The organism is Pseudomonadota bacterium (genome assembly GCA_018817425.1).
Taxonomy (GTDB): Bacteria; Desulfobacterota; Desulfobacteria; order Desulfobacterales; family RPRI01; genus RPRI01.
In genome coordinates this window covers 1-14,741 of record JAHITX010000003.1, presented here as the reverse complement: position 1 = coordinate 14,741, position 14,741 = coordinate 1, and the positions used below count along the sequence as shown (strand labels likewise).

Sequence of the window (14,741 nt, the reverse complement as noted above, 5' to 3'; positions counted from 1 at the left end):
CGAATTCGAAGCTATTTGTCGACTTGCCGTAAGCATGGAGTTAAGGCAAGTCAGGCGTTGGAGCTATTGTTTAAAGGCAAATTGCCCGACTTTCTTATGTGAACGGGAGTATATATTAAAATGACGCTGAATAATTACAATAATTTTAAAGGTTCCCTTGCCAGGAACATTCTGGAAGTCAAAAAACATGTGCATGATTATGTAAAAACGGATTCTGATATTGAGAGAAAATTTGCATCTGATCTTGAATGCGAAGAAGTTCTCGTTTATGCAAAACTACCCAGGGGTTTTAAAATTCCAACACCACTTGGAAATTATAACCCCGATTGGGCAATAGTTTTTAATACCGACAAGTTTAAGTATGTGTATTTCATTGCTGAAACCAAGGGAAGTATGGAAACGCTGCAACTGAAAGAGATCGAACAGAAAAAAATCAGTTATGCGAGGAAACATTTTGAAGCCCTGGGACATACGGATATTAAATATGATGTGATTGATTCTTACCAGTCATTGCGAGATATGATAATGAATTAAGAAATCAGCTTTCGTGGTTCTGGCTACGGATAAAAAATACTGGCAAGTTTGAAAATGAATGAAATTAAAAAAGCAAAGAAGTTGATAGATTCGGTTAAACCCAAACATTCCTTTGATGAAAGATATCCATATGAAAGATGAAAGTATCATCTAAATTGAAAAACCTTTGATAAGTCTGTAATAACAAAACTTAATACAGAATTTGATATTTCCAGATATTTTTAAAAACAAATAATCTCGGTCGGCAAAAAAAACTATTTAAGATTCGAAGGTTTTCGCAGGTCAAAGCATGAATTGGATCATTTCATTATGGTTATAATTGGGAAAAAGTGTATTCAAGAAAGCTTATGGGTGGGAACAATCAATAGAAATAGTTTTAAAGGGCCGAGGATTCGAGGGTTCAAGTGAAAGTAACGTATCAACTTATTAGCTTATCTCTTTTCCCTTGAACCCTTGGCGGCCCCTTGAATCCTTGAACCCTTTATTTATTCTTTCTCTTTATTTGCCTCTTCAATAACTTTTTCTGCAATCTGAGCCGGGACTTCGTCAAGATGAGAAAATTCCATGGCGTAAATACCGCGGCCTCCGGTCATTGATCTTAGGTCAGGCTCATAAGAAAGAAATTCAGACATCGGAACATTAGCGATAATTATTTGATTTTTACCGGCTGAGTCCATACCAAGAACTCTGCCTCTTCTGCTGTTTAGATTACCCATTATATCGCCCATGTATTCTTCAGGAGTTGTAATAGTAACTTTCATGATTGGTTCAAGGAGAACCGGCTTTGCTTCTAAAACAGCTTTTTTAAATGCGAGTGAGCCTGCAACTTTAAAAGCCATTTCCGATGAATCAACAGCATGAAATGATCCGTCATCTAAGGTTACCTTGAAATCAACACATGGAAATCCTGCGAGAACACCTCTTTGAGCAGACTCTATTATACCTTTTTCAACAGCAGGAATATATTGTTTAGGAATAGCCCCGCCTACAATTGAATCAACAAATTCAAAGCCACTGCCTTTTGGCAAAGGTTCCATCTGAATCCAGCAATCACCAAACTGGCCATGACCACCGGATTGTTTTTTATGCCTGCCCTGAACTCTGACTTTTTTCTTGATGGTTTCTTTATATGGAACTTTTGGGGTGTCAAGTTGGGTGTCAACATTGAATTTTCGTTTTAATTTTTCAACTACAACTTCAATATGAACCTGTCCTCTTCCTGAAAGAAGTATTTCCTTTGTTTCGGCATTTCGTTCCAGTTTTAAAGCAGTATCTTCTTCCAATATTTTTGATAATGAGATAAATATCTTATCTTCTTCTCCCTTAACTTTTGATCCAACTGCAAAAGAAATTAAACTTGGAAGAGGTTTGGCGCACTCAAATAGTATTTTATTGGATTCATCACATAATGTATCGCCTGTCGTAGTTTCTTTCAGTTTGGCAACAGTAATAATTTCTCCGGGACCGGCTTCAGTTATGGGTTTTTGCTCCTTTCCTGCAATAGCAAGAAGTTGGTTATATCGCTCCCTTGAAGACTTATTCATGTTGTAAAAATTTCCGCTTTCACCAAGTGTGCCTGACACTATTTTTATTATTGAAAGGCGTCCGGCATAGGGGTCAGCAACCGTTTTAAAAACAAATGCCGAAAAAGGAGCGGCAGGATCAGGTTTGCGTTCGATTTCATTGCCTTTTGAATCCACACCTTTTCTGGGGGCAGTTTCAGCAGGTGAGGGCATGCAAGTTGAAACCAAATCCAGAAGAAGATCTATTCCTATGCCCTTAATAGCTGAACCGCATACAACTGGTACAAATGTTTTTGATATCGTGCCTTGTTTTAAAGCTGATTTGATTTCATCATCAGAAATATCCGTTCCTTCAAGATATTTTTCAATAAGCGAGTCATCTGCTTCAGCAATGTTTTCAATAAGAGCTTCTTTCTCCTTGTTTGCATCTTCAAGCATATCCGCCGGTATGTCTCCGATTGTGACTTTACCATCCGAATCATATATATACGACTTCATTGATATCAGATCCACAACTCCTTTAAATTCGGATTCAGAGCCTATTGGCATTTGGAGTATTATCGGTTTCGGTTTAAAAATATCAGTGGCATCTTTGAATGTGCGAAAAAAATCCGCCCTTTCGCGGTCGAGCTTATTGATGAATATAATACGTGGAAGTCCAAATTGATCGGCATAATCCCATGCCATTTCTGTTTGCACTTTAACTCCGTCAACTGCATCAACAACTACAACAGCTCCGTCTACAGCTTGCATGCAGTTGATTGTATCTGTGAAAAAATTTTGATCCCCCGGAGTATCAATAAGTGAAATGATGTTCTTTTTCCAGTTAAGTGTATGAAATCCGCTACTGATGCTTATAAGCCTTTTCAATTCTTCAGGCTCAAAATCCATAGCGGTATTTCCGTCTTCCACACGGCAAAGCCGTTTGATAATACCTGTTTTAAATAATATAACTTCAGATAAAGATGTTTTTCCGGAACTACCATGCCCAACAAGAGCAATATTTCTTAATTTATCTAACTTTTCACTCATTTATACTCCTCTCTGCATCGTTTTTTAAATCAATTACATTTAATCTTATATCGTTATATTTATATTTAAAAAAAATCAAGCTCAAAAAATCGGTTATTAATATATTTATATCTCTGTTTTGTTGAGAAATTTCAAGTAAATTAAAAATTCCTTGTTACCTTTAGGACCGGTTATAGGTGATGGTATGATTCCAATTATATCGAATCCTGTGTTTAAAAAAAAATCTGACAGACTATTTTTAACTTCAGTATGCAATAAAGTATCTTTAACTACACCGCCTTTTCCAACTTTCCCTTTTCCAACCTCAAATTGCGGCTTAATTAAAGCAACAATAAAAGCATTGGGGGTTAAAAATTTAAGAATAGCAGGAACAACTGTTTTTAATGATATAAATGAAACATCTATGGTAACAAAATCAACAAGACAGCCAAGAATTTCCTGGTTCATATACCTTATATTGGTTCGTTCAATAGGAACTACCCTCTTGTCTTGTCTTAAAATCCATGCCAGTTGGCCATAACCAACATCAACTGCGAAAACTTTTTTTGCGCCATGCTTAAGCAAACAATCTGTAAAGCCTCCGGTTGATGCGCCAACATCAAGGCATGCTAATTCATTTACATTAATCTTAAATTCCTTAAAAGCTGCTTCAAGCTTAATTCCGCCTCTGCTTACGTACGGCATATCCGGTTCTTTAAGAGACAGAGTATCGGTCTCTGTGATCGTAAACCCAGGTTTATCCCGAATGTTCCCATTAACAAGTACTTTTCCTGCCATAATAAGGCTTCTTGCTCTTTGCCTGCTTTGCGCCAGTCCGCATTCATGCATGGCAATGTCAAGTCGTTTCTTGTTTTCAGACATTTTGAGTAATTCTTGCTATGAGTCTATTAATTTTAAAGCTGCATTTACTATCGCATCAGAATTAATCTTATATTTTGCTCTAAGCAGATCCTGAGGCCCATGATCAACAAAGATATCCGGTATCCCAAGGCGTTTGATTTTAAAATTGTAAAGACCAATGTCATTTAAAGATTCAAGCACGGCACTTCCGAATCCTCCCTGAAGGACATGTTCTTCAACGGTTATTACGCGGGGTATTTCTCTTATAAGTGAGCTGATTAATTCGATATCAAGCGGTTTTACAAAACGGCAGTTTACTACTGTTGCGTTAATTCCATGTTCAGATATTAATTTATCGTATGCTTTTAATGATTCGCAAACCGACTGGCCAATTGCAAGAATAAGAATGTCTTTTCCTTGTTTTAGTATTTCTCCTTTGCCAATCGTGAGTGGTTTAATATCTTGTTCCAGAGGAACACCAACACCTGTTCCTCTCGGATATCTGAATGCTATGGGACCGTCATGAGACAGAGCGGTTACAAGCATGCGGCGCAGCTCATTTTCATCTTTTGGTGCCATAACTACCATATTGGGAAGGCTCCTCAAATAAGAAATATCAAATAATCCATTGTGAGTAGCCCCGTCTTCACCAACTATGCCTGCCCTGTCTATGGCAAATATAACAGGAAGGGCTTCTATGCATACGTCATGTAAAATCTGGTCATAAGCTCTTTGCAGAAAAGTTGAATATATTGCAACGACTGGCCTGAAACCTTCAGTAGCTAACCCTGCTGAAAATGTTACTCCATGCTGTTCGGCGATTCCAACATCGAAAAACCGTTCGGGAAATAATTTATGAAATTCGGAAAGACCTGTTCCTTCTGGCATTGCAGCGGTAACCGCAATTATTTTGTCATTTTTACCGGCAAGCTCTACCATTGTTTTGCCGAATACTTCCGTATAGGTTAGAATGCCGTTTTTCGTACCATTGCTATCGCCGGTTTTAACCTTAAAACTTCCGATTCCGTGAAAATATATAGGGTTTTTTTCGGCAGGAAGGTATCCTTTGCCTTTGATTGTTGTGACATGTAGAAGTGCCGGTTCTCTAAGATGTTTAATATTATCAAGAATATCTATAAGATGATTTATATTATGCCCATTGATCGGACCGAAATAATCAAAATTAAAGGCCTCAAACAACATGCCGGGTGTGGCAAATGTTTTAAAGGATTCTTCCGAACGTTTTGCAAACTTATATAAATCATCTCCAACTTTTGGAAGAGATTTTAAAAATTCCCCGAATTCTTTTCTTAGATCCTGTAAATATTTTTTTGAAAATGTTCTGCTTAAAAAAGAGGATAGGGCACCTACATTTTTTGCGATGGACATGTCATTGTCGTTTAGAATAACAATAATATCTTTATTTTTATGAAGATACCCGGTTTGATTCAAGCCTTCATATGCAAGGCCTGCTGTCATAGAACCATCCCCGATAACAGCTATAACTTTATCACTCTCTTTCTTTAAAGATTTTGCGCAGGCAATGCCAAGACCTGCTGAAATTGAAGTACTGCTATGGCCTGTTGAAAATGAATCATACGGGCTTTCGCACATCCGCGTAAAGCCGCAAATACCTTCATGCTTACGCAGAGTATGAAAACTTTCCCGCCGTCCGGTAATAATCTTATGTGCATAAGACTGGTGCCCTACATCCCAGATGACTTTGTCATTGGGAACATCGAAAACATAATGAATGGCAATTGCCAGTTCAACAGCGCCTAAACTTGAAGCAAGATGTCCGCCATTTTTAGAAACAATATCAACTATTAAGCTTCGTATTTCCGAAGCAAGCTCCGGAAGATCAGATCGAGGGACTTTTTTTAAATCATCAGGTGAATTAATTGTGTTTAGTATGCTCAACTAAGATTGTCCTTAAAATTATCGTTTTCTTTCAATAATATATAATGCAATAGCTCTAAGAGGGTCTGATTTATTATCAAATAATGCAAGCGCATGCAAGGCTTCTTTTATCAGTTTTTTTGCATAATGCTCTGATTCTACAATACCAAGAAGGGAAGGGTAGGTGCTTTTTTTACGTGCTTTATCGGTTCCTACGGGTTTGCCGGTAATATTTGGATCACCATGTATATTAAGAAGATCATCCGCTATTTGAAAGGCTAATCCAATTTTTTCTGAATATACTTTTAACTGTTCGATTTGATCAAAACTTGCATTTGCCAATATTGCTCCTGCTTCAACAGATGCTGTAATAAGAGCTCCGGTTTTTAAAGAATGTAAATTTTCCAGCTCCAGCAAAGAGATCTGGCTATTTTCCGAAGCAATATCTCTCATCTGTCCTTCAATCATTCCCATATAACCTGCCGCAGTTGAAATGGAATGTATTATTTTTAACCATATTACGCTATCCGTATTATTTTGCAATTTAACTGATGATAGCACCTGAAATGCCAGTGTAAGCAAAGCATCACCTGCAAGGATAGCTGTAGCTTCATTAAAAGCAGCGTGGCATGTTGGTTTTCCTCTTCTTAATAAATCGTTATCAATAGCAGGAAGGTCATCATGTATTAAAGAATATGCGTGAATCATTTCAATAGCGCAGGCTGCGGGTAAAATATCTGATTGTTTACCGCCTACAGATTCGGCCGCAGCAATGCAAAGGATTGGCCTTATTCTTTTTCCTTCAGACAGTAAGGAATATTCCATAGCCCTTAATAATTGCCCGGATACATTAGATCCATTAATAATTTTAGTTAATTCATTTTTTATTATAATCGTTTTGTCTGCAAAGTATGATTTGAGGTCAAAATCATTATTTGTCATTCTGATACCTTTTCAGGTGAGAATTCCTTTTCGGTAATATTTCCATCCTGATCTTTTAAAAGTAGGGTAATCTTTTTTTCGGTTTCATCAAGCTTGGCAGAACAATATTTAGAAAGTTTGATTCCTTCTTCAAATTTTTTTATTGAGTCTTCCAGAGAAAGGTTTCCTGATTCAAGTTCGTTTACTATATTTTCGAGTTGATTCATTGCTGTTTCAAATGTCATCTTTGCCATTAATTTTCCTTTCAACACTGCATATTAATGAACCTTTATTAATTATTACTTCAAGGCGTTGTGCTATTCTTACATTATCCGAATCCAGTATAATATGCTTTTCCGGAATTGTTCTGGTGATACTGTATCCGCGCTTAAGAATAGCTTTGGGGTCCAAAACACTTAATTTTGCTGAAAGCTCATTTATCTTATACTTACTATAATTGATTCTATTAATCATTGATTTATGTATGTTATTTAAACTATTTTTAATGTTATCTTTATATATTAATACATATCGTGCTGGATTATTATTTTTTAATTTATCAATCTTCCATAAGGTGCGTTCTTTATGTTGATGTATAAAATTAACCTGGGCTCTTATCAAGCGTTTGGTAAAATCTTCATTTTTTAATATTAAATCATATAGTTTGTTTTTTGGGTCCTTGATCTGTTTTGTTATACTGTACAGATTGTGTCTGCTTTCATTTAATAACCGACCTATATTGGATTTTAAAGATATATATAATCTTTCGTTTTTAAGTAAAAGTTCATTTTTCAGAGGAACAGCAATTTCAGCAGCAGCTGAAGGTGTGGGGGCTCTTAAATCTGATACAAAATCCGATATTGTATAATCCGTTTCATGGCCTATGGCAGATATAATGGGAATATTTGATTCAAAAATAGCTCTTGCCACTGATTCTGAGTTAAAGGCATGCAATTCTTCCAAAGATCCTCCTCCGCGAGCAATTATTGCAACATCGGAATTACCATGATCATTTAATAATTTTATTGCAGAAACAATTTCAGCTTCTGAGGAGGCACCTTGAACGGAAACAGGAATTATTTTTATATTTACACTTGAATATCTTCGATTAATTATATTAATAATATCAAATAATACTGATCCTGAAGGTGAAGTTATGATATAGATATTTTCAGGAAGAAAAGGCAGCTTTTTTTTATATTTATCATCAAAAAGGCCTTCAGAAGACAGTTTTGTTTTAAGTTGTTCAAATGCTATTTGTAAAGATCCTATGCCTTTTGGCTCTAAGTATTCAAAAATAATCTGATAAGAGCCTTTTGCCTCATAAAGACCTAATCTTCCAAATCCTATTACTGACATGCCATTTTCAGGTGTGAATTTTAAATTCTTTTTCTGGCCTTTAAATATTATCGCATTAATGCGAGCTGATTCATCTTTTAAAGTAAAATATAAATGCCCGGAAAATGGAGTGCTTAAATTTGAAATCTCCCCATATACCCAAACAAGCGGATATTTTTCTTCAATCAATTTTTTTAATTCTGATGTTAATTGTGTTACAGAAAATATTTTTGTTTCCATATATTATATGATATCAAAAAGTAATGGATTAATACAGTTTTGTCCTTGAGAACAGCTCCTATTCATAACGTCTGATAATGTATATTATGTAAACTAAAATATATTATCAGAAATTGTGGCTCTAAAAAAGATCCATTTTGGATTTATTGAGATAATCACGAACTGCCGGAATAATATAAATCTCATCATACTCGTTCTTGTTAATAAATTCAGCGAGTATTTCAATTTTTTTATTTTTCGCAAGGTTTTTATCTAAAATAAAAAAATCTTTCCCTTTTATTTTACATACTCCACTTTTAATATTTATTCCTGATTTGCGCAAGTTCTGTTCTTTAACTGTAACATTGAGTTTTTCTATTATATTTAATAGCTCTTGAAATAATCGATCCGATTTCATAATATACATTTCCAGATTTGCTTGAAATATAAAGATATATGATTTATATTATCCCAATAAATAAAATTCTTTTATAATTATATCCAATTCATATAATTTTATATACACTATTTTTAAATATTTATGAAACAGTAAAATTAAAAGGAGGAAAATATGCAACAATCATATCCGCTAAAGAACACTCAGACTCAAATTCTTGTAAATGAGTTCATACGCAGTGTTTATAATTGGATGGGCATTGGTCTCGCTATTACTGGTGTTATTGCTTTTTATGTTTCAAATGATCCGGGAATCCAAAGCTTGATATTTGGCAATAAACTTATATTTTTCGGATTAATAATAGCTGAATTAGTAATGGTATTTACAATAAGTGCCAGAATAAACAAAATAAAAGCATCTACAGCAACATCAATGTTCATTATTTATGCGGCATTAAACGGAGCAACATTATCTGTAATATTTCTTATATATACAGCTTCCTCTATTACCTCAACATTTTTTATATGCGCTGCTACATTTATTGCGTGCAGTATTTATGGAATGACAACAAAACGTGATTTAACTTCAATGGGCGGATTCATGGCTATGGGATTGATAGGCATTATAATTGCCACTGTTGTAAATATATTTATAAAAAGCTCTGCCATGAATATGATTATAAGCTATATCGGAGTAATAGTATTTGTTGGATTAACTGCATATGATACGCAGAAATTAAAAAATATGGCAATGACACAGCCTTCAGGACTCGATGCAGGTGTTGTTAGAAAAGGAGCCATATTGGGTGCGCTTTCACTGTATTTGGATTTTATCAATCTTTTTCTTATGTTATTAAGAATATTAGGAGATAGAAGATAAAACATAATTTCAAGTTGTCTGCTGGCAAGATATGCAGATATTGCCAGCAGACATAACTTTTACAATTATCCTATGGTTTCTTTTACTTTATCAGCTAAAAATCTGCATAGTTTATCGGTTTCTTCTTGAGATGGCCCCTCAACCATTACCCTGCAAATTGGTTGTGTGCCCGAATACCTGATAAGTACCCTCCCCTTTTCTCCAAGAATTTCTTCAACATTTTTGATAGAATTTTGAATCTCCGGAATTATATTTATATCCGGTTTCTTTGATACATTGACATTTATTAAGACTTGAGGAAAAACTTTCATAATTTTTCCCAGCTCCGAAAGAGATTTTGATTCATCTTTCATCAATTCAAGCAATTTTAATGCAGTCAATGTTCCGTCTCCGGTAGTTTGATGATTTAAAAATATAATATGACCGGAGTCTTCTCCACCAAGTATTGAACCGGTTTTCATCATTTCATGCATTACATATCTATCTCCAACCTGAGACATAGTATGATTAATATTGTTTTCTTTAAATAAAGTCGCAAGACCTAAATTACTCATAACAGTACTTACAACATGATTATTTGATAACATACTATTATTCTTCAAGAATAAGGCAACAATTGCAAGTATTTTATCTCCTGATAATACATTGCCTTTTTCATCAACGGCTGTCAGGCGGTCACCATCACCATCAAATGCAATTCCAATATCGGCGTTAGCCTCTACGACCTTTTTTATAAGTGAATCAACATGTTCAGAACCACAATTATCGTTAATATTTTTCCCGTCCGGATTAACATTTAAAACTATAACATCAGCGCCAAAGTCAGAAAAAATGGCCGGTGCTATTTCATAAGTTGCTCCATTTGAACAATCCATTACCATTTTAATACCTTTTAGAGAAAAACCGAGAGGCATCGTATTTTTCAGAAACTCTATATAATTTTTTTGAGCATCTTTAAGTAAACTTACCAAACCTGCATTTTTAATCGGAATATTTTTGGACAATGAATCATTGTTTGTTATTAAATTTTCAATTTCTGTTTCTGTTTCATCAGAAAGCTTATAGCCGGACCCATTAAATATTTTAATACCATTATCATAATATGGATTATGAGAAGCCGAAACAACTATCCCGGCATTTGCTTTTAAAGAAGATGCCAGAAAAGCAACTGCAGGGGTTGGCACTATACCTGTAAGCAATACATCAACATCCATTGAGCAAATACCTGATGCCAAAGCATATTCAATCATATTTCCTGATATGCGTGTATCTCTTCCTATTATAATAAATGAATGCCTGTCTTTGTTTTTAAACTTTAAAGCAACTGCTTTTCCGATAACAACAGCCATTTCAGGAGTCATTGGATATTTGTTTGCAACACCTCTTATGCCATCAGTACCAAACAGTTTTTGCATATTTTTAATATTCCTTTTTTATATATTTTGTTAAGATTTGCTATTATCTCACAAATTGCTTCCGATTGTTAGAAATTTATATCTCTTTTTGATTTTTTATAGGCCCATAAGTACAGCATTGTTATTGCTTAATATATTAATATCGTATATATTGTTATTATTCAAAAATAATAATTTATAATGGGACTGCTTTGGAAATAAAAATATTATATTCGGTAATCATTTTGCTTCTTCTAATATTTTCAGGGTTGTTTTCCGGCTCTGAAACCGCACTTTTTTCTCTATCTTCGATTCAGCGCGAACGGCTCAAAAGAAATAACAACAAAAAATCATTAATTATACATAAGCTACTATCAAGGCCAAGAGCTCTTATTGTTACAATTTTAATTGGAAATGATATGGTCAATATAGCAGCTTCGGTAATTGCAACCTCACTTTTTGTATCGATTTCCTTAGAATACGGTGAGTGGATTGCGGTGGCCGTAATGGCACCGTTAACACTTATTTTTTCAGAAGTAATACCAAAAACGCTGGCAATTACCTATAATGAAAAGTTTGCACCATTTATCAGCATACCGCTTAATATATTTTCAAAAATAATCTTTCCAATAAAATTTATTTTATACAATATTTCTATTATACTTGCAAAAATAATAGGATTTAAAAAACAGCATGTTTCAACAGCCATTATGGAAGATGAATTCAGAGCTTTAGTTGATCAAAGTCATGAAAGTGGTGAAATTAATAAAGCAGAACGCGATCTTATTCATAATGTTTTTGAGTTTAGTGATACTCATGCTTTTGAAGTTATGACACCTCTTAATAAAATTTATTCTTTGTCTCAGGACATTACAATTGAAAAAGCTATAAAAACTATTCAAAAAAACAAGTATTTAAGGATACCTATATATAATAATCGTCCTGAAAATATTGTTGGAATTCTTTATATAAAAGATCTTTTAAAAATTAACTCATTAAAACAAAACGGAAAGATAAAGATAACTCAAAAAATTTATAGAAAACCTTTTTTTGTTTCTGAAAACATAAAAATTGACGAGCTGTTTCATATATTAAAGAAAAAACGGATACACATTGCCATATGCATAAATAAACAAAATAAAGTCACCGGCCTTGTAACAATGGAAGATCTTCTTGAGGAATTATTCGGAGAAATTTATGACGAATATGACGGGGAGTTAAATTGAGTGTTATAGTTATTAATATTTGTGTTTTAAGCCTGTGTATTCTGATTCAGGGATTTTTTTCCGGATCTGAAATGGTTATTTTATCTTCAAATAAAACAAAGATAAGGCAGTTGGCAAGAAGGGGTAATAAAGGGGCGGCCCGTTTTCTTGAATTAATCGAAAGACTTGATTGGTCTCTTGCAATAACAAGTACCGGCACCAATTTATTTGTTATCATCTCTTCTGTTTTTACTGCTGTTTGGTTTGACAATATATTTCAGAAAAACAGCGAGTTTTGGTCCATTATTATTATAACTCCATTTTTATTAATTTTGGGTGAAATCCTGCCCAGAACAATTTTTCAGCAAAAAGCTGATGAATTGGCTTTAAAAATTGCACTTCCTTTTAAATATGTTTCCCGCATTATCTTTCCTGTTACATACGTTGTCTTTTACACCAGTAAATTTTTTTACAGTTTAATACAAAAAGATGCTGCCGGACAAAATATTTTCATTTCTAAAAAAGAACTGGAGCTTGCTCTTTCTGTCGAGGGAGAAGAAAGCGACTTAGAAACCGGAGAAAAAAAACTCATAAGAAGAGCGTTCCATCTTTTTGAATCAAATGTATCTGATGTTATGGTTCCTCTTGTAAATATCACTGCCATTTCATCCAAGGCTAGTGTAGAAAAAGCAATAGATGCTATTAATAAAACGGGTTATTCAAGGCTTCCTGTTTATAAAAGCAGAATTGATAATCTGATAGGCATCATTCATCCCATTGATTTAATTACTGTTAACAATTACAATAATATTATAGGTCCTTTTGTTCGTGAAGTCCCTTACGTTCCTGAATCAATGAAAGCTCATGATCTTTTAACATTGTTGCAGAAAACAAGAAACTCAATCGCTATAGTGCTTGATGAATATGGTGGAACTGTAGGAATAATCACAATAGAGGATGTACTCGAAGAAGTTGTAGGTGAAATTAAGGATGAATATGATGATGATACTAAGCAATATATTAAAATCGGGTTAAATAAGTTTGTTGTAAATGCCAGAATGGAAATTGAACATGTAAATGAATTAATGAATTTAAATATTCCTAAAGAAGATTATGAAACTCTAGGAGGTTTTTTGCTCAAACTCATGGGGAAAATTCCAAAACATGGGGAAATTATAATTCATGAAAATATGCAATTTACTATCCGATCCTCAAGCAAAAAATCTATTCATTCTATTATTGTTGAAATAATTGATAAAATCCATAATAGTCCGGAAAACTCAAACTAACCATCAAATAGCTGCCTGAAAATCGAATCATTATAATATAATCAGTTTTTATTTTTTACCCTTTCAACATATTGACCTGTACGGGTATCAATGCGTATATATTCTCCTTCATCAATGAAGGGGGGAACCTGAAGAACATATCCTGTTTCTAGTGTTGCAGGCTTGGTGCTTCCGGCTGCCGTATCACCTTTTGCCCATGGATCGGCTTTAATTATTTGAAGATTTAAAAAATTTGGAAGAGAAAGTTCGATTGCTTTTTCTCCAAAAAACAATACATTACATACTGTATTTTCTTTTAAGAGATTTATGGCATCGCCAATTTGTTCAGAACTAAGAAATTCCTGAGAATAAGTTGAGGTATTCATAAAACAATAACCGCTGCTGTCAGAATATAAATATTCCATTTCTTGCTCTTCAAGCTGTGCTTCATTAAATTTTTCTCCGGATCTGTATGTGCGGTCAAATTGCGAACCGTTAATCATATTTTTTAATTTACATTTGTAAAGAGCCTGCCCTTTTCCGGGCTTTACAAATTCAAATTGCACAATAACATACGGATCGCCATCTATTTCAATCTTAAGACCTTTTTTCAGATCACTGCTATCATACATCTTATTTTCTTATCCTCCATTTTTGTTTAAATGTTTTTCAGCTTTTTTAGCCTCTTTGACAAAACGTTTTACTTTTGTCAGATCTTTTTTAAATCTAACAGGTTTACCGTAAATATCACAAGCATTTGTTTGTGTGCAACTGTCAACTCCAGCAGGTTTTACATTAATTATTCCATCAAAAACATTGTCAGGCGAAAGCCCACCTGCCAATATCACAGGAATAGTAACCGAATCAACAAGAATTCTTGCCTCATCCCAATCACAAGTCAGGCCGGTAATTCCTACAAATCCGTTTACTGGCTGTGCATCAGAAGCTGAATTTGAATCATTTGTTATAATTGTATCAGTTAAAAATATATCGCTGACATGTTGAAATTTTTTTGCATAAAAAACAGGAGAAATGAATTTGTCAACTCCGGGTGGAGAAATGGGGATTGAGCGCATTATTTTAATTTCAGGAAATTTAATTTTTATAGTTTCCTGTAAGTTTATAAGCATATTTAAAAAACCATCGTCCTTTTCCGGGTAGAAGCATCGGTTACCCGACGCTCCCCCCACAGACCCGGACTTGAAGTTTTCCCTCATCCGGTTCCTCGGTTCAGATTCTTTTTACCGAATCGTCAACCAGACAGGCGACACCCCGTCCGGCGTATAACTTTG

At 34.3% G+C, this 14,741-nt stretch carries 13 protein-coding genes and 1 pseudogene; 4 read left to right on the top strand and 10 right to left on the bottom strand.

All coding sequences use genetic code 11. From position 1 onward, the window contains the following. Window positions 1-138: 138 nt before the first annotated feature. Window positions 139-534: pseudogene (locus tag KKC46_00835) on the top strand (restriction endonuclease subunit R). A 485-nt stretch (window positions 535-1,019) separates the two neighbouring features. On the opposite strand, the gene fusA reads toward KKC46_00835, so the two are convergent. The 7 genes from fusA to KKC46_00800 form a co-directional block, all read right to left on the bottom strand. After that, window positions 1,020-3,089, bottom strand: coding sequence for an elongation factor G (gene fusA, locus KKC46_00830; protein MBU1052358.1), 2,070 nt, complete (start codon window positions 3,087-3,089; stop codon window positions 1,020-1,022). A 105-nt stretch (window positions 3,090-3,194) separates the two neighbouring features. Continuing rightward, window positions 3,195-3,950, bottom strand: coding sequence for a TlyA family RNA methyltransferase (locus KKC46_00825; GenBank protein ID MBU1052357.1), 756 nt, complete (start codon window positions 3,948-3,950; stop codon window positions 3,195-3,197). Between the two features lie 15 nt (window positions 3,951-3,965). Further along, window positions 3,966-5,849, bottom strand: a complete 1,884-nt coding sequence (dxs, locus tag KKC46_00820; GenBank protein ID MBU1052356.1) for a 1-deoxy-D-xylulose-5-phosphate synthase — start codon at window positions 5,847-5,849, stop codon at window positions 3,966-3,968. Window positions 5,850-5,867: 18 nt separating this feature from the next. Next, window positions 5,868-6,770, bottom strand: a complete 903-nt coding sequence (locus tag KKC46_00815; GenBank protein ID MBU1052355.1) for a polyprenyl synthetase family protein — start codon at window positions 6,768-6,770, stop codon at window positions 5,868-5,870. Beyond that, window positions 6,767-7,003: an exodeoxyribonuclease VII small subunit gene (gene xseB / locus KKC46_00810; GenBank protein ID MBU1052354.1), complete on the bottom strand. Its 237-nt coding sequence runs from the start codon at window positions 7,001-7,003 to the stop codon at window positions 6,767-6,769. Before xseB ends, KKC46_00815 begins: the two co-directional genes overlap by 4 nt. Continuing rightward, window positions 6,984-8,327, bottom strand: a complete 1,344-nt coding sequence (locus tag KKC46_00805) for an exodeoxyribonuclease VII large subunit (protein ID MBU1052353.1) — start codon at window positions 8,325-8,327, stop codon at window positions 6,984-6,986. The genes xseB and KKC46_00805 overlap by 20 nt, the downstream gene beginning before the upstream one ends. Window positions 8,328-8,448: 121 nt before the next feature. Continuing rightward, window positions 8,449-8,724: a hypothetical protein gene (locus KKC46_00800; GenBank protein MBU1052352.1), complete on the bottom strand. Its 276-nt coding sequence runs from the start codon at window positions 8,722-8,724 to the stop codon at window positions 8,449-8,451. Window positions 8,725-8,877: 153 nt separating this feature from the next. Here KKC46_00800 and KKC46_00795 point away from each other — a divergent pair, with 153 nt between their 5' ends. After that, a complete protein-coding gene (locus tag KKC46_00795) occupies window positions 8,878-9,582 on the top strand; it encodes a Bax inhibitor-1/YccA family protein (GenBank protein ID MBU1052351.1) in 705 nt (234 codons plus the stop codon). Between the two features lie 65 nt (window positions 9,583-9,647). On the opposite strand, the gene KKC46_00790 is transcribed toward KKC46_00795, so the two are convergent. Then, window positions 9,648-10,997 carry a phosphoglucosamine mutase gene (locus tag KKC46_00790; GenBank protein MBU1052350.1) on the bottom strand — a complete coding sequence of 450 codons (1,350 nt, stop codon included), beginning with the start codon at window positions 10,995-10,997 and terminating at the stop codon, window positions 9,648-9,650. A 191-nt stretch (window positions 10,998-11,188) separates the two neighbouring features. Between KKC46_00790 and KKC46_00785 the strand changes: the two genes are divergently transcribed. After that, window positions 11,189-12,202 carry a hemolysin family protein gene (locus KKC46_00785; GenBank protein MBU1052349.1) on the top strand — a complete coding sequence of 338 codons (1,014 nt, stop codon included), beginning with the start codon at window positions 11,189-11,191 and terminating at the stop codon, window positions 12,200-12,202. Further along, on the top strand, window positions 12,199-13,470 hold the full coding sequence (locus KKC46_00780) for a hemolysin family protein (GenBank protein MBU1052348.1): 1,272 nt from the start codon (window positions 12,199-12,201) through the stop codon (window positions 13,468-13,470). Before KKC46_00785 ends, KKC46_00780 begins: the two co-directional genes overlap by 4 nt. Before the next feature lie 41 nt (window positions 13,471-13,511). Here KKC46_00780 and efp read toward each other — a convergent pair whose 3' ends face one another. Together efp and KKC46_00770 are read right to left on the bottom strand one after the other, a co-directional pair. After that, on the bottom strand, window positions 13,512-14,081 hold the full coding sequence (efp, locus tag KKC46_00775; GenBank protein MBU1052347.1) for an elongation factor P: 570 nt from the start codon (window positions 14,079-14,081) through the stop codon (window positions 13,512-13,514). A 9-nt stretch (window positions 14,082-14,090) separates the two neighbouring features. Further along, window positions 14,091-14,579, bottom strand: coding sequence for a hypothetical protein (locus KKC46_00770; protein MBU1052346.1), 489 nt, complete (start codon window positions 14,577-14,579; stop codon window positions 14,091-14,093). Between the last annotated feature and the right edge of the window lie 162 nt (window positions 14,580-14,741).